Genomic DNA, 19,179 nt, shown 5'->3' with positions numbered 1-19,179 from the left:
TCAGGACCGCTTGTCCTGGGCGTGCCCCTGCGCGTCGGCGAGGGCCTTCTGCGACCGGAACTGCAGCCGCTGCGCCTTCTTCGACTTCTTGACGGACTGCGGGGAGTCGGCGTCGACCGGGACGCCGTGGCGCTCGCGACGCATGTCGACCACGGCGCCCACCGCGAGTGCCATCGTGATGCCCCAGCTCACCCACGACAGGAGCGAGCGCCAGGTGATGGGTTCGTTGCGGGTGCCGCGCAGCAGCGAGATCCCTGCCGAGATCGCGGCGACGAGTCCGGTGCTGAAGAGGTATCGCATGCCCCTACGCTACCCGCCGCCCTCCGTCCCTCGCCCTGCCTTGACAACGCGAGGGCGGTGCTGGCAGGGCGCCCATGCAGGCGGGGTCGTTATCATGGGGGAGTCGCGGGTCACCCGCGGCCGCACACACCGTGTATCTACCGGCCGCCGGCCTCTCCGGCGGACAGCGGCGGCACCCGACATCGCGTCATCGACGCGCGAGAGCCATGACACACGTCACCGTCACCCCTCCTGCCCGCGCCCACGAGCCGAGCCTCTTCCGCCTCGCCGGCCTGCCCTACTTCCTGATCGCGTTCATCGCGCGACTGCCGTTCGCCATGATGGTCGTCGGCGTGCTCACCGTGGTGGTCTCGGCCCGCGGCTCCCTCGCCCTGGGCGGACTCACCTCCGCTGCGGTCGGCCTGGGGACCGCCTGCTTCGGGCCGCTCCTGGGCGCCGCGGCCGATCGGTTCGGTCAGCGCGCTGTGCTTCTCGTGCTCGCGGTCGGCAACGCCGCCATGCTGCTGCTGTTCACCGCGGTCGTGTACGGCGAGGCCGCCGACGGGTTCGTCCTGCTCGCCGCGGTCGGCATCGGGGCGACGGCGCCCCAGGTGGCCCCGCTGTCCCGCTCCCGCCTGGTCACGCTGATCGTGGAGCGGATGCCGGAGGAGCGCCGCACCAGGACCGTGTCCGGAACGATGGCGTACGAGTCGGCGGCCGACGAGACCGTGTTCGTGTTCGGGCCGTTCCTGGTCGGCATCCTCGCGTCTGCTCTCGCGCCCTGGGCCCCGCTGGTGGGCGCGGCGGTCCTGACGCTGGTCTTCGTGGGAGCCTTCGCCCTGCACCCCAGCGGTCGCCAGGTGTCGCAGGACCGCGACGCGGACGGCCGTGCTCCCTCGGCCGTGTCCGAGCTGTTCCGCCCGCGACTGCTGATCGTGGTGCTCGGCATCCTGGGCGTCGGACTGTTCTTCGGCGCGATGCTCACCTCGCTCACGTCGTTCATGGCCGACCGCGGTGCGCCGGAGCAGGCCGGGCTGCTGTACGGCGTGATGGGCGTGGGATCGGCGGCGCTCGCCCTGGGCGTCGCGTGGCTCCCCGCCCGCTTCACGCTGCGGGCGCGGTGGCTCGTGTTCTCCGCGATCCTGCTCGCGGGCACGCTGCTCCTCTGGGTGGTCGACAGCCCCGCGGCCATGATGATCGCGCTGGCCGTGATGGGCATCGGCATCGGCCCCACCCTGGTCACGCAGTACAGCTTCGGCGCGGCACGCAGCCCACGCGGTCGGTCCGCGACGGTCATGACGATGCTCGGATCCGGTGTCGTCGTGGGTCAGTCCATCGGCGCGGCCGTGGCGGGCGAGCTCGCGGAGAGCGCGGGAACCGAGGCCGCGCTGGTGCTGCCCATGGTCGCCGCGGCCATCGCGTTCGGCGCGGGTGTCGCGAACTGGGCCCTCAGCGGCGTGACGCATCGACGCGCGCCCGTCAAGCCCTGAGCGCAGATCGGCGAGCGCCGCGGTTCCTCGATAGCCTGGATGAAACCCCCAAGGAGCTCTCCGTGACCGCTGCTGACTTCGTCGTCGTCGCCAACCGCCTACCCGTCGACCGGGTGGTGGGCCCCGACGGCGAAGAGACATGGCGCACCTCGCCGGGCGGTCTCGTGGCCGCCCTCGAGCCCATGATGCGCCGTGTGCACGGCGCCTGGGTCGGCTGGCCGGGGCAGCCCGACGTCGCGCTGGACCCGTTCGAGGCGGACGGCATCGATCTGATCCCCGTCGCACTGAGCGCGGAGGAGGTCGCCGACTACTACGAGGGCTTCGCGAACGACACCATCTGGCCGCTCTACCACGACGTGATCGCGCCACCCCAGTACCACCGCGAGTGGTGGGAGGCGTACGTGACGGTGAACCGGCGCTTCGCCGAGGCGGCCGCGGCAGCCGTGGCGGAGGACGGCACCGTCTGGGTGCACGACTACCAGCTGCAGCTCGTACCGCAGATGGTGCGCGAGCTGCGACCCGACGTGACCATCGGCTACTTCCACCACATCCCGTTCCCCGCGCACGGCCTGTATGCGCAACTGCCCTGGCGCGACCAGGTGCTGCGCGGCCTGCTCGGGGCGGATGTCATCGGCTTCCAGCGGGCGCAGGACGCGACCTACTTCCTCACGGCGGTGCGGCGTCGGCTGCGCTATGAGGTCAAGGGAGCCAACGTCGCCGTACCCGAGGGCGGCGAGACCAGGACCGCGCTCGCCAAGGCGTTCCCGATCTCCATCGACACGGCGCCGTACCTGGAGCTCGCCGCGCGACCGGACGTCCGGGCGAGGGCGGCCGAGATCCGCGCGAGTCTCGGCAACCCCAAACGGATCCTGCTCGGGGTCGACCGCCTCGACTACACCAAGGGCATCGGTCACCGGATCAAGGCCTACGGCGAGCTCCTCGAGGACGGGCGCCTGGCCGTCGAGGACGTCACGCTCATCCAGGTCGCCAGCCCGAGCCGCGAGCGCGTGGACGCCTACGCCCACCTGCGCGACGAGATCGAGCTCGCGGTCGCCCGCATCAACGGCGACCACGACACGGTCGGACACTCCGCCATCCGCTACCTGCACCAGGGCTATCCCCGCGAGGAGATGGTGGCGCTCTACCTCGCGGCCGACGTGATGCTCGTGACCGCGCTCCGCGACGGCATGAACCTCGTGGCCAAGGAGTACATCGCGACGCGGACCGACAACCACGGCGTGCTGGTGCTGAGCGAGTTCACGGGTGCCGCCGACGAGCTGCGCCAGGCCGTCCGGGTCAACCCGCACGACATCGCCGGGCTCAAGGACGCGATCATGGAGGCCGTCGAGATGTCGCCCGCCGAGCAGGCGCGCCGCATGAGGTCACTGCGGCGCCGCGTGCTCGACAACGACGTGAACGCCTGGTCGACCTCCTTCCTCGACGCCCTCGCCGCGGTACGCGGTCGCTGAGCCCGCCCGATACCCGCACCTCGAACGGAGAACCCGTGACGCGCCCCTGGACCCCCGGAACCGCCGACGCCGACCTGACCGCGCTGGCCGCGACCCCCCGGCTCGTGGTGGCCCTCGACTTCGACGGCACGGCCTCGCCGCTCGTCGTCGACCCGATGGCCGCCAGGGCCCATCCCGCGGTCGCCACCCAGATCGCCCGGCTCGCCGCGATGCGCGACACCGTCGTGGCCTTCGTCTCCGGCCGCAGCATGCACGACCTGCGTGAGATCACCGAGCACACGGACGACTCGGTGATCGCGCTCGCGGGGTCGCACGGCGCACAGTACTGGTTCCCCGGCGAAGGCGCGGAGGATGCGCCGGGTGCCCCCACGGCGGACGGTGCGCGCGAGGAGCTGTGGGCGGCCGCGCAGCCGATCATCGACCGCTACGAGGGGGCGGAGCTGGAGCCGAAGACGTTCGGCATGGGGGTGCACACGCGCCGTGCCGACCGCGAGACCGAGGAGCGCGTGTTCGCGGAGATCGACGCGCTGGTCGCCGAGCGGTTCCCGCACTGGCGTCGCCGGGCGGGTCACCGGGTGCTGGAGTTCTCGTCCCGGGCGGAGGGGAAGGATGCGGCGATGGCCGCGCTGCGGGAGCGCTTCGACGCGACGGGCATCCTCTTCGCGGGCGACGACGTGACCGATGAGGACGCCATGCGCGTGCTCGGCGAGGGCGACCTCGGCGTGCGCGTCGGCCCGGGGGAGAGCGCCGCGGCCCTGCGGGTGGATTCCCCGGAGCAGGTGGGCGCCCTGCTGGAGACGCTCGCCGACGAGCGGCAGGTCGCTCTCGGGGGCTGACCCTCCGGCTCCCGCTGCACGCGTGTGGACACCCCACAACAGATCGCCGCGCTTCTGGAGCCCGCGTGCGGACGAACGGGTGCTCGCGCAGGAATAGACTCTCGTCATGTCCTCGCATGATCCCTCCTCCAGCGCGCCCATCGACATCAAGCCCCGCAGCCGCGTCGTCACCGACGGCATCGAGGCCACGACCTCCCGCGGCATGCTCCGTGCCGTCGGCATGGGCGACGAGGACTGGGACAAGCCCCAGATCGGCATCGCGTCCAGCTGGAACGAGATCACGCCGTGCAACCTGAGCCTCGACCGTCTGGCACAGGGCGCGAAGGAGGGCGTGCACTCCGGCGGCGGCTACCCGCTGCAGTTCGGGACGATCTCGGTGTCGGACGGCATCTCGATGGGCCACGAGGGCATGCACTTCTCGCTCGTCTCGCGCGAGGTCATCGCCGATTCGGTCGAGACCGTGATGATGGCCGAGCGCCTCGACGGCTCCGTGCTCCTCGCGGGCTGCGACAAGTCGATCCCCGGCATGCTCATGGCCAGCGCCCGCCTCGACCTCTCCAGCGTGTTCCTCTACGCCGGCTCGATCGCGCCGGGGTGGGTCAAGCTCTCGGACGGCACCGAGAAGGACGTCACGATCATCGACTCGTTCGAGGCGGTCGGCGCGTGCCGGGCCGGTCTCATGAGCGAGGAGGACCTCAAGCGCATCGAGTGCGCGATCGCTCCCGGTGAGGGGGCGTGCGGCGGCATGTACACCGCCAACACGATGGCGTCGGTCGCCGAGGCGCTCGGCCTCAGCCTTCCCGGCTCGGCTGCTCCGCCCGCGGCCGACCGCCGTCGCGACTACTTCGCGCACCGCTCCGGCGAGGCCGTGGTGAACCTGCTCCGCCAGGGCATCACGACCCGCGACATCCTCACGAAGGAGGCGTTCGAGAACGCGATCGCGCTCGCGATGGCCCTCGGCGGCTCCACGAACGTGGTGCTCCACCTGCTCGCGATCGCCCGCGAGGCCGAGGTCGAGCTGAGCCTCCACGACTTCAACCGCATCGGCGACCGCGTGCCGCACGTGGCCGACATGAAGCCGTTCGGCAAGTACGTGATGAACGACGTCGACCGTCACGGCGGCATCCCCGTCATCATGAAGGCGATGCTCGACGAGGGCCTGCTGCACGGCGACGCGCTCACCGTGACGGGCAAGACGCTCGCCGAGAACCTCGCCGACCTCGACCCGCAGCCGATCGACGGCGAGGTCATCCACACCTTCGACAACCCCATCCACGCGACGGGCGGCCTCACGATCCTCCACGGCTCGCTCGCCCCGGAGGGTGCCGTGGTCAAGACCGCCGGATTCGACGCGGCCGTGTTCGAGGGACCGGCGCGTGTGTTCGAGCGCGAGCGTGCGGCGATGGACGCGGTCGCCGAGGGCTCGATCGAGCCGGGCAGCGTCATCGTCATCCGTTACGAGGGCCCCAAGGGCGGACCGGGCATGCGGGAGATGCTCGCGATCACCGCGGCCATCAAGGGCGCTGGGCTCGGAAAAGATGTACTACTCTTGACGGACGGACGATTCTCAGGCGGCACAACCGGCCTGTGCATCGGCCACATAGCACCCGAAGCGGTGGACGCTGGTCCCATCGCCTTCGTGCGCGATGGTGATCTGATACGGGTCGATATCGCAGCTCGCTCTCTCGACCTACTCGTCGACGAGGCGGAGCTCGCCTCCCGCCGCTCTGGCTGGGAGCCGCTTCCCCCGCGCTACACCCGAGGCGTTCTTGCCAAGTACTCGCGCCTCGTGCGGTCCGCCGCCGAGGGAGCGACCACCGGCTGACCCGGATGCATCGGCATCCGGCGTCCTCCACAGTTCACCAGAAGGAAAGTCATGACTGCTGACACCGTCTCGGCCGTGCCGAGGCCGCCCGCCCGTTCATCCGCCCCGGAGATCACCGGTGCCGAGGCCGTCGTGCGCTCGCTCGAGCTGCTCGGCGTCACCGACGTCTTCGGTCTCCCCGGTGGCGCGATCCTGCCGGTGTACGACCCGCTCATGGACGCGTCGCAGCTGCGCCACATCCTGGTGCGCCACGAGCAGGGCGCCGGTCATGCGGCCGAGGGGTACGCGTCCGCGTCGGGCAAGGTCGGCGTGTGCATCGCCACCTCCGGTCCCGGCGCGACGAACCTCGTCACTGCGATCGCCGACGCCTACATGGACTCGGTGCCGCTGCTGGCGATCACCGGCCAGGTGTTCTCGACCCTGATGGGAACGGACGCGTTCCAGGAGGCCGACATCGTGGGCATCACGATGCCGATCACGAAGCACTCGTTCCTGGTGAAGGACGCGGCGGACATCCCCGGCGCGATCGCGGCCGCCTACGAGATCGCCGGCACCGGTCGTCCCGGTCCCGTGCTCGTGGACATCACGAAGGATGCGCAGCAGGCGGTCGCCCCGTTCGTGTGGCCGCCCAAGATCGACCTGCCCGGCTACCGCCCGGTCACCAAGGCGCACGGCAAGCAGATCCAGGCCGCGGCCGCCCTGCTCGCCGAGGCCAAGAAGCCGGTGCTGTACGTCGGCGGCGGCGTCGTGCGCGGTCGTGCGGCCGCCGAGCTGCTGGAGCTCGCGGAGTCCACCGGCGCCCCCGTGGTGACCACGCTGATGGCCCGCGGCGCCTTCCCCGACTCCCACGCGCAGCACCTGGGCATGCCCGGCATGCACGGCACCGTTCCGGCGGTGCTGGCGCTGCAGGAGGCCGACCTCATCGTGTCGCTCGGCGCGCGCTTCGACGACCGCGTGACGGGCAAGGCGGCGCTGTTCGCTCCGCACGCCAAGGTCGTGCACGTGGACATCGACCCCGCGGAGATCTCGAAGATCCGCACGGCCGATGTGCCGATCGTGGGCGACGTGCGTGACGTGCTGACCGACCTCGACGCCGCATTCCGCGGTGCGACGGGTGGCGCGAAGCCCGACATCGAGGAGTGGTGGTCGTACCTCGACGGCCTCCGCAACGAGTTCCCGCTCGGCTACGCGCCGACGACCGACGGGCTGCTGGCGCCGCAGTACGTGATCCAGCGCATCGGCGAGCTCACCGGACCGGAGGGCATCTTCGCCTCGGGCGTGGGGCAGCACCAGATGTGGGCCGCGCAGTTCATCAAGTACGAGCGTCCGAACGCGTGGCTCAACTCCGGAGGAGCGGGCACCATGGGCTACTCGGTCCCCGCGGCGATGGGGGCCAAGGTCGCCGAGCCGGAACGCCAGGTCTGGGCGATCGACGGCGACGGCTGCTTCCAGATGACCAACCAGGAGCTCGCGACCTGCGCGATCAACAACATCCCGATCAAGGTCGCCATCATCAACAACTCCTCGCTGGGCATGGTGCGGCAGTGGCAGACGCTGTTCTACGACGGCCGCCACTCCAACACCGACCTGAACACCGGGCACGGCACGGTCCGCATCCCCGACTTCGTCAAGCTCGCAGAGGCGTACGGCTGCCTCGCGATCCGTGTGGAGAAGGAGGAGGAGGTCGACGCGGCCATCCAGCTCGCTCTCGACACGAACGACCGCCCCGTGGTGATCGACTTCGTGGTGAGCGCCGACTCCATGGTGTGGCCGATGGTGCCGCAGGGCGTCAGCAACAGCTATGTCCAGTACGCGCGCGACCACGCGCCCGCCTTCGACGAGGAGGACTGAGCCATGTCGACCCACGTGCTGAGCCTGCTGGTGGAGAACACCCCCGGCCTGCTGACCCGTGTCGCGGGGCTCTTCGCCCGCCGCGGCTTCAACATCGACTCCCTCGCGGTCGGCGTGACGGAGGTGCCGGGGATCTCCCGCATCACGGTCGTCGTCGACGTCGAGGAGCTTCCGCTGGAGCAGGTCACCAAGCAGCTGAACAAGCTGATCAACGTGATCAAGATCGTCGAGCTCGACCCGACCACCTCGGTGCAGCGCGAGCACATGCTCGTGAAGGTGCGCACCGACAACGCCACCCGGTCGAACGTGATCGAGGTCGTGAACCTGTTCCGCGCGTCGGTCGTCGACTACGCCTCCGACGCCCTGGTGATCGAGGTCACCGGGGACAAGGGCAAGGTCGAGGCGCTGCTGCGTGCGCTGGAGCCCTTCGGCATCAAGGAGATCGCCCAGTCCGGTCTCCTGGCCATCGGCCGCGGCGGCAAGAGCATCACCGAGCGCGTCCTGCGCGGCTGACCATTCCCCACTCTTCCGAACCACAATCAAGGAGAAACACACCGTGAGCACCGAGATCTTCTACGACGACGACGCCGACCTGTCCCTGATCCAGAGCAAGAAGGTCGCGATCGTCGGCTACGGCTCGCAGGGTCACGCCCACGCGCAGAACCTGCGCGACTCGGGCGTCGAGGTCGCGATCGCCCTCAAGGAGGGCTCCAAGTCCGCCGCGAAGGCGGAGGAGGCCGGCTTCCCGGTCAAGACCGTCGCCGATGCGACCGAGTGGGCCGACGTCATCATGATCCTCGCGCCGGACCAGCACCAGCGCACGATCTACAGCGAGTCGATCGCCCCGAACCTGACCGCGGGCAAGACCCTCGCGTTCGCGCACGGGTTCAACATCCGCTTCGGCTACATCGACGCCCCCGAGGGTGTCGACGTGATCCTGGTCGCCCCGAAGGCGCCCGGTCACACGGTGCGCCGCGAGTTCGTCGCCGGTCGCGGCATCCCGGACATCATCGCCGTCGAGCGCGATGCATCGGGTCACGCCTGGGACCTCGCGCTGTCGTACGCCAAGGCGATCGGCGGCACCCGGGCCGGCGTCATCAAGACCACGTTCACCGAGGAGACCGAGACCGACCTCTTCGGTGAGCAGGCCGTGCTCTGCGGTGGCATGAGCCACCTGGTGCAGGCGGGCTTCGAGACGCTCGTCGAGGCCGGGTACCAGCCGCAGATCGCCTACTTCGAGGTGCTGCACGAGCTGAAGCTCATCGTCGACCTGATGTGGGAGGGCGGCATCGCCAAGCAGCGCTGGTCGATCTCCGACACGGCTGAGTTCGGCGACTACGTCTCCGGACCGCGTGTGATCGACGAGCGCGTCAAGGAGAGCATGAAGGGCGTGCTGTCCGACATCCAGTCCGGCGCGTTCGCGAAGCGCTTCATCGAGGACCAGGACAACGGCGCCGAGGAGTTCCTCGCGCTGCGTGCCAAGGAGGAGCAGCACCCGATCGAGGCCACCGGCAAGGAGCTGCGGTCGCTGTTCGCCTGGAAGCAGCAGGATGAGGACTACGTGGACGGCAGCGCCGCGCGCTGAGTCGATCGTCGAAGGAACGGGCGTCCCCTCGGGGGCGCCCGTTCCGCGTTTCCCGACCTCATTCGTCCGTCAAACATCGGATGTCTATGCCAGGATGGGAGGCATGCGACAGGAATGGTTTGATCACGCCCGCTTCGGGATGTTCGTGCACTTCGGGCTGTACAGCGGCGCGGCGCGGCACGAGTGGGTGCAGAACTACGAACGCCTCACCGACGAGGACTACCGCCCGTACTTCGACAACTTCGACCCCGATCTGTTCGATGCGGCCGCCCTGGCCAGGACGGCCAAGGAGAGCGGGATGGGCTACGTCGTGCTCACGACGAAGCACCACGACGGCTTCTGCCTGTGGGACTCCGCGCTCACGGACTTCACGTCGATGTCGGCCGTCGGACGCGACCTCGTGCGCGAGTACGTCGACGCGCTCCGCGCCGAGGGGCTCAAGGTGGGGCTGTACCACTCGGTGATCGACTGGCACCACCCGGACTTCACGGTGGACTGGAACCACCCCCGCCGCGACGACGAGAACGCGCACGCGCTCAACGAGGGTCGCGACATGTCGCGGTACCGCGCGTATCTGCACGGCCAGGTGCGCGAGCTGCTGACCGCGTACGGCGACATCGACTACCTGTTCTTCGACTTCACCTACCCCGAGGAGAAGGACGGCTGGGCCGGCAAAGGGCCCGAGGACTGGGACGCCGAGGCGCTGCTCGCTCTGTGCCGCGAGCTGCAGCCGGAGATGCTGGTGAACGACCGCCTGGGCATCCCCGCCGACTTCGTCACCCCGGAGCAGTACCAGCCGACCGCGCCACTCCTGCGCGACGGTGAGCCCCTGGTGTGGGAGGCCTGCCAGACCCTCAACGGATCGTGGGGATACCACCGCGACAACACCGATCAGAAGTCGCCGACGCTGCTGGTGCAGATGCTGGTCGACTCGGTCTCGATGGGGGGCAACATGCTGCTCAACATCGGTCCGGACGGCCGCGGGGCGATCGCGCCGCGGGATGCCGGGACGCTCGCGGAGATCGGGGAGTGGATGCGGCTGCACGAGCGCGCGGTCATCGGTGCAGGGCACGCCCCGTTCACCCCGCCGCGCGAGGGCGTGTACACGCTGCGGGGCGACCGCCTCTACCTCAGCCTTTTCAGCTGGCCGCTCGGGTTCGTGCACCTTCCCGGACTCGCCGACCGCGTGACGTACGCGCGCCTGCTGAACGACGGCTCGTGGCTGCGCACCTCGGTGTCCGACCCCGAGCAGCAGGCGGATCTGATGACCCCCGCCGGCGAGGCCGAGGGGACGCTCACGGTGCATCTGCCCGTGCGTCGTCCCGACGTGCTGGTGCCGGTGATCGAGCTGCGCCTGCGCGCGGAGTGAGCGGGCGGTGGCGGCGGCTCAGGCCGTCGCCACCGGGATCTCCACGCCTTCGAGCGCCAGCCGCGCGGCGCCGTACAGGATCGCGTCCGCGCCCGTGGTCGCCGCCTCGATGCGCAGGCGCTGCGTGGCCAGGGGGTGGCAGGCCTCGTAGACCCGGCTGCGGACGGCCGCGATGAACGGCTCCGAGGCGCTCATGCTGCCCGTCAGGAACACGGCGTGCGGGTTGAAGAAGTTCACGACACCGGAGAGCGCCTGACCCAGGTGCGTGCCCGCCGTGCGGACGAGCGTGGTCGCGACGGGATCGGCGTCGCGCGCGAGCGTGAGCACGTCGGCGGTCGTGGCGACGGCGGTGTTGCCGCGCTCGTGCATCTGTCGCACGAGGCTGGCACCGCTGGCCACGGTCTCCAGGCATCCGGTGTTGCCGCACGAGCAGGGGATGTCGCCGCTGCCGTCGATGCGGGTGTGGGTGATGTCGCCCGCCGCGGCCGTCGCGCCGCGGTGCACGTGACCGTCGACGATGATGCCGCTGCCGATCGCGGTCCCCGCCTTCACGGTGATGCTGTGCTGTCCGTGACCGAGCTGCTCCCGATGCTCGCCGAGCGCCGCGAGGTTCGCGTCGTTGTCGACGACGACCGGCACGCCGTAGCGCTCGGCGAGGTGCTCGCCCACGCGGAAGCCCGGCCATCCCGGCATGCGCGAGGGCTGGTCGACGGATCCCGTGGCGATGTCGACCGGGCCGGGGAGGCTGACCCCGATCGCGTGCACCCTGGTGTCCGCCACGAGGCGGTCGAACACCTCGGCGACTCGCGCGAGCGTGGCCTCCGGGCCGTCGGCGACGTCGATCGCGATCGTCTCGCTGTCGAGCAGCGCGCCGCTCAGGTCGTGCCGTCCCACGCGGGCGTGCTTTCCGCCCAGGTCGGCGGAGAGCACGAGGCCGTCGGAAGCGATCTGCAGCACGCGGGGCCGGCGACCGCCGCGCGAGGTGCCGGCTCCGGCCTCCTGCAGCACGCCGGCGTCGAGCAGCGCCTGCACGCGGAGTCCGACCGTGGACGCGGCGACGCCCATCGTCGCCGCCAGCTCCGAGCGGGAGCGGGCCTGACCGCGCGCGACGAGGTCGAGGATGCGCCGCGTGTGCGGGTCGTCGACGGGGGTGTCGGCGGGGTTCGTCATGGGAGCCCTTCGTCTCGGAGCATCGTCAGCGTAGCGGGGGAGTGTCGTGTTTCGGGGAGGTGACGCCGTATCACCGTCCGATAAACATCGGATGTTCAGCTTGCGGCACTCCCCGAACTATGAAAGCCTCACTTCATACGAAATCCTATTAGGTTAATTCGACCCGCGAAATAACCTTTCCCTTCTCAGGAGGCATTCAATGAAGAAGTTGCGTGTGGGGGCTGTCGCCGCTGTCACGGGCGTCGCCGTGGCGATGACCGGTTGTGCCAGCACGGGCGGCTCCGGAGGCTCCGCCGACGGCGACACCATCGTCGTCGACATGTGGGCGGGCAGCGAGTCCGACGTCGATGCGCTCGAGGCGCAGATCGAGTTCGCGCAGAAGCAGAACCCCGACATCACCATCAAGCTGCAGACGTCGCCCTGGAGCGACTTCTTCACGAAGCTGACGACCAACATGGCCAGCGGCAACATGGCGTGCATCACGGGGATGAGCGGCGCGCAGCTCGGCGGTTACACGGGCGGCTTCCGCGAGCTGAGCGAGAAGGACCTCGAGACGGCCGGGATCGACTGGTCGGAGTTCAACCCGAGCGCCGACGGCATCCTCAGCTTCGAGGGCAAGGTCTACGGCGTGCCGTTCGACGTGGCCACCATGCTCGTCTACTACAACCAGGACATGCTGACCGCCGCCGGTGCCGCCACGCCGGAGATCGGCTGGACGTTCGACGACTTCTCCGCGATCGCCGCCGACGCCACGAAGGACGGCAAGTACGGCTTCGGCATGGGCATGGGCGGCTACCAGTGGATGTCGATGCCCATCGCGTACTCCGCCACGCAGCCGGCCTCCGAGGACGGCACGCTGCACATCGACGACGACGCGTTCGTCGACGCGGCCACCTGGTACGCCGGGCTGGTCACGGAGCAGAAGGTCGCGGCGCCCGTCGCCTCGGCCTCCGACACCGGCTGGGGCGAGAACCAGTACACCGGCGCCAACGCGGCCATGGCCGTCGACGGCACCTGGAACGCGGTCAGCTACCTCAACAACGAGTCCGGCTTCGCCGCCGGCATGGTGCCGCTGCCCGCGGGCGTCGACGGCAACCCCGGACCGATCCTCGGCTCGGGCTACGGCATCGCCGCCAACTGCAAGAACCCGGAGGCCGCGCTGAAGGTCCTCGGCTCGCTGGTGGGTGAGGACGCGCAGGACTACATCGCGTCGTCCGGCCGCTCGTACCCCGCGCGCACCTCCTCGCAGCCGCTGTACTTCGAGTCGATCGACGAGCAGTACCGCGACCAGGTGCAGTCGGTGTTCGAGGCCGCGTTCGCCGACACCGTCCCGCTGTACATGACCAAGAGCTGGCAGAAGCTCGACAGCTACATCCAGCCCAACCTCGTCAGCGTCTACAACGGCCAGATGACGATGGAGGAGCTGCTGTCGAACGCCCAGGCGCAGTTCGGCGAGTGACCCGGCTCCGGCCGCCGCAGCAGTAACAGAGAAAGACAAGAGATGACGATCACGACGACACGTCGAGGATCGCTCGCCAAGGTCGAGGGCCGCCAGGCGCTGGGTTTCGCAAGCCCGGCCCTGGTGGGCCTCGCCCTGTTCACGATCGTGCCCGTCGGGCTGTCGATCGTGATGAGCGTCTTCGACTGGCCGACCTTCGGCGAGCGGACCTTCAACGGGGTGGACAACTACGTCAAGCTGTTCACCAGCAGCCCCGACTTCTGGCCGGCGCTGCGGAACTCGGCGGTGTACACGCTGCTGTACGTGCCGCTGAGCGTCGCCCTCTCGCTCGTGCTCGCTCTCGGACTCGGACCGCGGATCCGCGGTCGCGGCGCCCTGCGCGTGCTCTTCTTCATCCCGGTCGTGACGCCGATGGTCGCCAACGTGCTGGTGTGGAAGATGATGCTGCAGCCGCAGGGCCTCTTCAACGGCCTCTCGGTCAGCTGGTTCGGGATCGAGCTGCCGAACTTCCTCGCCGATCCCTCCTGGGCCATGATCATGGTCGTCGTGATGAGCGTCTGGCAGGGCCTCGGCTACAACATGCTGATCTTCTCGGCGGCTCTCGAACAGCTCCCCGAGAGCGTGCTCGAGGCGGCCAGCATCGATGGCGCGCAGGGCTTCCGCCGCGTGTGGAGCATCATCATCCCGATGATCTCGCCGTCGATCTTCTTCGCCACCATCATGACGATGATCACCTCGCTGCAGGTGTTCGTGCAGCCGCAGATGCTCACCGGCGGCGGCCCGGGCAACGCCACCAAGCCGCTCGTGATGTACATCTGGGAGCAGGGCTTCACGTTCGGCGACCTCGGCCTCGCAGCCGCCGCCGCCTGGATCCTGTTCGCCATCATCATCGCGATCACCGGCCTCCAGTTCGCCGCGCAAAAGAAGTGGGTGCACTATGAGCACTGAGACCCTCGTCCGCCCCGCCGGCCCCGCGCCGCGCCGCGACCGCGAGCGCGAGCGCGAGAAGGCTCGCGGAGCCTCCACGACTCCGGGTGCCCGCCTCCGTCTGGTGCTCGCGCACGTCTGCATCTACATCGCCGCGCTCATCTTCATCGCGCCGCTCGTGTACGCGTTCTTCTCGGCCCTCAAGCCCAACTCCGAGATGTTCTCCATGCCGCCGACGCTCGTCGGCTCGGAGATCCGCTGGAGCAACTTCGTCGACGTGTTCGCCTACGGGCCGTTCCTGACGTACATCATGAACTCGTTCATCGTGGCGGTCGGCGGCACGCTGGTCGTGCTGGTGGTCTCGACCACCGCCGGGTACGCGTTCGGGCGGCTGCGGTGGAAGGGGCGCGACGCCGTGTTCGTGCTCTTCCTCGCCACGCTCATGGTGCCGGCCGAGGTGCTCGTGATCCCGATGTTCCAGGTCATGCAGTGGTTCAACTGGGTCGACACATACCAGGCGCTCATCCTGCCGTTCGCGTTCGGCGCCTTCGGGACCTTCCTCATGCGGCAGTTCTTCCGCGGGATCCCCTATGAGCTGGAGGAGGCGGCACGCGTCGACGGCGCCGGTCCCGTCCGGTCGTTCCTGCAGATCATCCTCCCGCTGTCGAAGTCGGCCGTCGCCGTGCTCGCGGTGTTCACGTTCCTGTCCTTCTGGAATAGCTACCTGTGGCCGCTGATCGTGACGGTCGACTACAACGCCCACGGCACGCTGCCGGTCGGACTGGCCAGCTTCGCCGGTCTCACCGGCACCCGCTGGGACCTGCAGATGGCGGCGGCGATCATCTCGATGATCCCGACCACCGTGCTCGTGATCGTGCTGCAGAAGCACCTGGTCAAGGGCATCGCGATGGCAGGACTGGGCGGACGCTGAGCATGATCGGTCAGGGACAGGGCACCACTGTGCCCATCGACGGTCGACCGCGTCCGCGAACCGGGCTGGCGGGGATCGACATCGGCGGCACCAAGATCGCCGCGCTCGTCGTGGGGGAGGACGGCTCCGTCGTCGCCCGCGGCAGCGTGCCGGCCCCGGCCGCCCTGGGCGGAGCGGCCATGGCCGATGCCGCGGCGGGCCTCGTCCGGGCACTCGCCGGCGAGGCCGGGGTGCCGCTCGCCGCAGCGGGCGTGGGCGCCGCGGGCGTCATCGACCACGAGACCGGCACCGTGCGGGCGGCCTCGGCCACGTTCGTCGGCTGGGCGGGATTCCCGCTCGCGGACGAGCTCGGACGACGCCTGGGCGTGCCGGTCAGCGTCGAGAACGACGTCAACGCGTTCCTGCTCGGAGAAGCGGCCGCGCTGAGCCGCACCGAGCGCGACGTGCTGGGCGTGATGCTCGGCACGGGCGTGGGCGGAGCCGTCATCATCGACGGCGCGCTCCACCACGGGCCCCACGGTGCGGCGGGCGAGATCGGACACACCCCCGGGTACAGCGAGCTCGTGTGCACCTGCGGGCAGACAGGGCACCTGGAGACGCTGGCCTCCGGAACCTCCATCGCCCTGCGCTACCGCGAGCGGACGGGCGGCGAAGCGGCAGACGCCCGGGCGGTCGCCGCCCTCGCTCGGGGTGGAGACGCGGACGCCCTCGCCGTGTTCGCCGCCGCCGGTCGCGCGGTCGCCCTCGCCAGTGCGAGCGCCGCGACCCTGCTCGACCTGCCGACCGTGATCGTGGGCGGTGGCGTCGCCTCGGCGTGGGACCTGCTGGAACCCGCGATCCAGGCGACCCTGCGCACGGACTCGCCGGTGTCGGGCATCCCGCTGCGCATCGTCCCGGCGCAGCTGGGCTCCGATGCGGTCGCCCTCGGAGCGATCGAGACCGCCCGTCGGGCCCTCGCCCCCGCACCCCCACTCTGAATCGACTCCACGGATGAGAGGTATCGCATGGTGACCGCACCCCAGGACGCCCACGAGATCTGGATGGGCCCGCTGCCGCCCGTCGCCGACGGCGGCCTGCCGAAGCCCCGCGTGGGCATCGCCGGCATCTCGATCGAGTCCAGCACGTTTTCGCCGCACATCTCCGGCGACGAGGCCTTCACGATCCGTACCGGCGCGGACCTCCGCGCCTACTACCCGTTCCTCGACGAGGGGCGCGAGCTGGCCGAGGCCGCCGAGTGGGTTCCGCTCACGCACGGCCGCTCGCTGCCCGGCGGTGCCGTGGACCCCGAGACGTACCGGCGGATGAAGGACGCGATCCTCGACGGCATTCGCGAGCACGGGCCCTTCGACGGCTTCTTCTTCGACATCCACGGCGCCATGAGCGTCGTGGGCATGGACGACGCCGAGGGCGACCTGGCCCGTGCCGTCCGGGAGGCACTGGGACCCGACACGCTCGTCTCCACGTCGATGGACCTGCACGGCAACGTGTCGGAGGTGCTGCGCGATGCGGTCGACCTGCTGACCTGCTACCGGATGGCTCCGCACGAGGACTGGCTCAACACCAAGGAGCGCGCGGTGTGGAACCTGCTCGACCGGCTGCGCGGGCCGCACGGCGCCGACCCGCTCGCGCGACGGCCCTTCACCGCCTGGGTGCCGGTCCCCGTGCTGCTGCCCGGTGAGAAGACCAGCACGCGGCTCGAACCGGCGCGCGGCATCTACGCCGAGCTGCCCGCGATCGAGGCGCTGCCCGGCGTGGTCGACGCGTCCGTCTGGATCGGGTACGCGTGGGCCGACGAGCCGCGCTGCCAGGCCTACGTCGTGGTCACCGGCGACGACCGTGAGCTCATCGCCCGGGAGGCCGAGCGCGTCGCCCGCCGGTTCTGGGACGCGCGCGAGGACTTCGTGTTCGTGGCCGAGACCGGCACGCTCGACGAGGCGCTGGACCGCGCGCTCGCGCCCGCAGCCGCCCGGCCGTACGTCATCTCGGACTCGGGCGACAACCCCACCGCCGGGGGAGCGGGCGACGTGACCTGGACGCTCGCGCGCCTGCTGGAGCGACCGGAGCTCACCGACGGGAGCCAGACGACCCTCGTCGCGTCGATCTTCGACCGTGAGGCCGTCGCGCGGGCGGTCGCAGCGGGTGTCGGCGCCGAGGTCGAGCTCGAGGCGGGGGCCCGCGTCGACCCGGGTCCGCACGGGCCCGTCACGATCCGCGGCACCGTCTTCTCGATCACGCACGGCGACCCCGACGCGGGCACCCAGGCCGTGATCGCGGTCGGCGGCCTGCACGCCATCGTGACCGAGCGCCGCAAGCCCTTCCACCACCTCTCGGACTTCCGGATGCTGGGCCTCGAGCCCACCGAGGCCGACATCGTCGTGGTGAAGATCGGCTACCTGGAGCCGGAGCTGTACGAGCTCGCCGCCGACTGGACGCTCGCGCTCACGCCCGGCGGCGTCGACCAGGACCTGCTGCGCCTCGGCCACCACCGTCTGCGCCCTGGCGTCTACCCCTTCGACACCACCGGCACGCCCGACCTGACCGCGACGGTCGTCCGCCGCGGCGACGCCGAGGAGACGCCCGTCGACTCCACCCCCGCAGAGGAGACCCCCGCATGATGAACTTCGAGAAGCGCACCGGGCCCGACCTCGGCTCCGCGGCACCGGTGTACCCCGCGAACGGTGTGCCGGAGTGGTACCGCGACGCGAAGCTCGGCTTCTTCGTGCACTGGGGCCTGTACTCGGTGCCGGCGTGGGCGGTGCAGCACGGCGAGGGCGTCAACATCCCCACGGAGGACGCCTACGCGTGGCACCAGTACGCGGAGTGGTACGGCAACACGGTGCGCATCGCGGGGAGCCCCACGTGGGAGCGGCACCAGCGCCTGTACGGCCCCGGCACCTCCTACGAGGACCTCGCCGACCGCTGGGACGCCGCCGCGTTCGACGCCGACGCGTTCGTCGGAGAGCTGGTGGGCGCGGGCGCGAGGTACATCGTGCCCACCACCAAGCACCACGAGGGCTTCTGCCTGTGGGACACCGCGACGACCGGCTTCAATGCCGTCGCGCGTGGGCCCCGGCGCGACCTGATCGCCGAGTTCCACGACGCCACGCGTCGCGCTGGCGCGAAGTTCGGCGTGTACTACTCCGGGGCGCTCGACTGGCACGTCAGCGACTTCCCGGCGATCGAGTCCGACACCGACCTGTTCCGGTTCCGCCGCAACGACGAGCACTTCGCGCGATACTCGGCCGCCCAGCTGGAGGAGCTCGTCGAGCGCTTCGCGCCGGATGTGCTGTGGAACGACATCGAGTGGCCGGACGGCGGCAAGGGCGACCAGGAGTACGCGGTCGCCGCGCTGCTGCGCCGCTACTTCGATGCCGTGCCCGAGGGCGTCGTGAACGACCGCTGGGGTGTGCCGTACCACGGCTTCCTCACGCGCGAGTACACGGACATCCCGGAGATCATCCCCGAGCCGTGGGAGTCCACGCGCGGACTCGGCTACTCGTTCGGCTTCAACCAGGACGAGGACGAGCGCCACTCCCTGTCCGGCGCGGCCCTGATCCGCCTGCTGGTCGACGTCGTGGCCAAGAACGGCAATCTGCTCATCAACGTCGGCCCCGCGGCAGACGGCTCGATCCCCGAGCTGCAGCGCCGGGCCATGCGCGAGCTCGGGTCGTGGCTCGACGCGAACGGCGACGCCGTCTACGGAACGCGGCCATGGATCCGGATGGGGGAGCAGGCCGGGGCCCCGCGCCGCTACACGACCTCGGCCGGTGCCGTGCACGTCCACGCGCTCGACCCCGCGGCCGGCCGCATCGAGCTCCCCGCGGAGCTCGACCACGCCACGCTGCGCTGGAGCGACGGCTCGGAGGCGGAGGTGTCGCGAGACGGCTCCGGCGCTGTCGCCACCATCCCGCCGGGGCTGCAGCCCGCTCCGGTCGCGGTGCTGTCCGCCCAGGGCGTCTGAGCAGCCACCCCGCACGATGCGAACGAC

Annotated in this window: 16 protein-coding genes; 14 read left to right on the top strand and 2 right to left on the bottom strand. The window is 70.3% G+C overall.

Translation table 11 applies throughout. From position 1 onward, the window contains the following. Positions 1-300, bottom strand: coding sequence for a hypothetical protein (locus ACWGQ1_RS05900; protein ID WP_025103262.1), 300 nt, complete (start codon positions 298-300; stop codon positions 1-3). Between the two features lie 206 nt (positions 301-506). Here ACWGQ1_RS05900 and ACWGQ1_RS05895 point away from each other — a divergent pair, with 206 nt between their 5' ends. The 8 genes from ACWGQ1_RS05895 (at position 507) to ACWGQ1_RS05860 (ending at position 10,704) form a co-directional block, all read left to right on the top strand. Beyond that, positions 507-1,769, top strand: coding sequence for an MFS transporter (locus ACWGQ1_RS05895; RefSeq protein ID WP_378822742.1), 1,263 nt, complete (start codon positions 507-509; stop codon positions 1,767-1,769). A 62-nt stretch (positions 1,770-1,831) separates the two neighbouring features. Continuing rightward, entirely contained in the window at positions 1,832-3,238 is a 1,407-nt protein-coding gene (locus ACWGQ1_RS05890; protein WP_136046204.1) for an alpha,alpha-trehalose-phosphate synthase (UDP-forming), read from the top strand. A 35-nt stretch (positions 3,239-3,273) separates the two neighbouring features. Then, positions 3,274-4,074 (top strand): trehalose-phosphatase, encoded by an 801-nt coding sequence (gene otsB / locus ACWGQ1_RS05885; RefSeq protein WP_452312533.1) that lies wholly within the window; start codon positions 3,274-3,276, stop codon positions 4,072-4,074. A gap of 106 nt (positions 4,075-4,180) precedes the next feature. After that, the gene (ilvD, locus tag ACWGQ1_RS05880; RefSeq protein ID WP_136036741.1) at positions 4,181-5,899 is read left to right on the top strand and encodes a dihydroxy-acid dehydratase; all 1,719 of its coding nucleotides are present in this window, start codon (positions 4,181-4,183) and stop codon (positions 5,897-5,899) included. Positions 5,900-5,950: 51 nt separating this feature from the next. Beyond that, positions 5,951-7,750, top strand: coding sequence for an acetolactate synthase large subunit (locus ACWGQ1_RS05875; protein ID WP_136034957.1), 1,800 nt, complete (start codon positions 5,951-5,953; stop codon positions 7,748-7,750). Positions 7,751-7,753: 3 nt separating this feature from the next. Beyond that, entirely contained in the window at positions 7,754-8,263 is a 510-nt protein-coding gene (ilvN, locus tag ACWGQ1_RS05870) for an acetolactate synthase small subunit (protein WP_136036742.1), read from the top strand. A 43-nt stretch (positions 8,264-8,306) separates the two neighbouring features. Beyond that, entirely contained in the window at positions 8,307-9,335 is a 1,029-nt protein-coding gene (ilvC, locus tag ACWGQ1_RS05865; RefSeq protein ID WP_136046205.1) for a ketol-acid reductoisomerase, read from the top strand. Positions 9,336-9,429: 94 nt separating this feature from the next. Continuing rightward, entirely contained in the window at positions 9,430-10,704 is a 1,275-nt protein-coding gene (locus ACWGQ1_RS05860) for an alpha-L-fucosidase (protein WP_206251355.1), read from the top strand. Positions 10,705-10,722: 18 nt separating this feature from the next. Here the strand turns inward: ACWGQ1_RS05860 and ACWGQ1_RS05855 are convergent, their stop codons facing one another. Further along, positions 10,723-11,874, bottom strand: a complete 1,152-nt coding sequence (locus ACWGQ1_RS05855; protein WP_136034949.1) for an ROK family transcriptional regulator — start codon at positions 11,872-11,874, stop codon at positions 10,723-10,725. 199 nt (positions 11,875-12,073) lie between these two features. Here ACWGQ1_RS05855 and ACWGQ1_RS05850 point away from each other — a divergent pair, with 199 nt between their 5' ends. From ACWGQ1_RS05850 to ACWGQ1_RS05825, 6 genes are all read left to right on the top strand, one after another. Further along, complete coding sequence (locus ACWGQ1_RS05850) at positions 12,074-13,333, top strand: ABC transporter substrate-binding protein (RefSeq protein ID WP_136036744.1); 1,260 nt, start codon at positions 12,074-12,076, stop codon at positions 13,331-13,333. A 42-nt stretch (positions 13,334-13,375) separates the two neighbouring features. After that, positions 13,376-14,281 (top strand): carbohydrate ABC transporter permease, encoded by a 906-nt coding sequence (locus tag ACWGQ1_RS05845; protein WP_136034945.1) that lies wholly within the window; start codon positions 13,376-13,378, stop codon positions 14,279-14,281. Further along, a complete protein-coding gene (locus tag ACWGQ1_RS05840) occupies positions 14,271-15,191 on the top strand; it encodes a carbohydrate ABC transporter permease (protein WP_136034943.1) in 921 nt (306 codons plus the stop codon). Before ACWGQ1_RS05845 ends, ACWGQ1_RS05840 begins: the two co-directional genes overlap by 11 nt. A 2-nt stretch (positions 15,192-15,193) precedes the next feature. Then, on the top strand, positions 15,194-16,168 hold the full coding sequence (locus ACWGQ1_RS05835; RefSeq protein WP_247981596.1) for an ROK family protein: 975 nt from the start codon (positions 15,194-15,196) through the stop codon (positions 16,166-16,168). Positions 16,169-16,231: 63 nt separating this feature from the next. Continuing rightward, positions 16,232-17,806 carry a M81 family metallopeptidase gene (locus tag ACWGQ1_RS05830; protein WP_452312595.1) on the top strand — a complete coding sequence of 525 codons (1,575 nt, stop codon included), beginning with the start codon at positions 16,232-16,234 and terminating at the stop codon, positions 17,804-17,806. Continuing rightward, positions 17,803-19,152, top strand: a complete 1,350-nt coding sequence (locus ACWGQ1_RS05825) for an alpha-L-fucosidase (protein ID WP_378803649.1) — start codon at positions 17,803-17,805, stop codon at positions 19,150-19,152. The genes ACWGQ1_RS05830 and ACWGQ1_RS05825 overlap by 4 nt, the downstream gene beginning before the upstream one ends. Positions 19,153-19,179: the final 27 nt, after the last annotated feature.

The sequence above is a fragment of the Microbacterium sp. NPDC055599 genome (genome assembly GCF_053618975.1).
This window is presented reverse-complemented; position numbering and strand designations above follow the sequence as displayed.

Coding starts and splice junctions, on each gene's coding strand:
- ACWGQ1_RS05900 (WP_025103262.1), bottom strand. CDS start 300: ATGCGATACCTCTTCAGCACCGGACTCGTCGCCGCGATCTCGGCAGGG.
- ACWGQ1_RS05895 (WP_378822742.1), top strand. CDS start 507: ATGACACACGTCACCGTCACCCCTCCTGCCCGCGCCCACGAGCCGAGC.
- ilvD (WP_136036741.1), top strand. CDS start 4,181: ATGTCCTCGCATGATCCCTCCTCCAGCGCGCCCATCGACATCAAGCCC.
- ACWGQ1_RS05875 (WP_136034957.1), top strand. CDS start 5,951: ATGACTGCTGACACCGTCTCGGCCGTGCCGAGGCCGCCCGCCCGTTCA.
- ilvN (WP_136036742.1), top strand. CDS start 7,754: ATGTCGACCCACGTGCTGAGCCTGCTGGTGGAGAACACCCCCGGCCTG.
- ACWGQ1_RS05860 (WP_206251355.1), top strand. CDS start 9,430: ATGGGAGGCATGCGACAGGAATGGTTTGATCACGCCCGCTTCGGGATG.
- ACWGQ1_RS05855 (WP_136034949.1), bottom strand. CDS start 11,874: ATGACGAACCCCGCCGACACCCCCGTCGACGACCCGCACACGCGGCGC.
- ACWGQ1_RS05850 (WP_136036744.1), top strand. CDS start 12,074: ATGAAGAAGTTGCGTGTGGGGGCTGTCGCCGCTGTCACGGGCGTCGCC.
- ACWGQ1_RS05845 (WP_136034945.1), top strand. CDS start 13,376: ATGACGATCACGACGACACGTCGAGGATCGCTCGCCAAGGTCGAGGGC.
- ACWGQ1_RS05840 (WP_136034943.1), top strand. CDS start 14,271: ATGAGCACTGAGACCCTCGTCCGCCCCGCCGGCCCCGCGCCGCGCCGC.
- ACWGQ1_RS05835 (WP_247981596.1), top strand. CDS start 15,194: ATGATCGGTCAGGGACAGGGCACCACTGTGCCCATCGACGGTCGACCG.
- ACWGQ1_RS05830 (WP_452312595.1), top strand. CDS start 16,232: ATGGGCCCGCTGCCGCCCGTCGCCGACGGCGGCCTGCCGAAGCCCCGC.
- ACWGQ1_RS05825 (WP_378803649.1), top strand. CDS start 17,803: ATGATGAACTTCGAGAAGCGCACCGGGCCCGACCTCGGCTCCGCGGCA.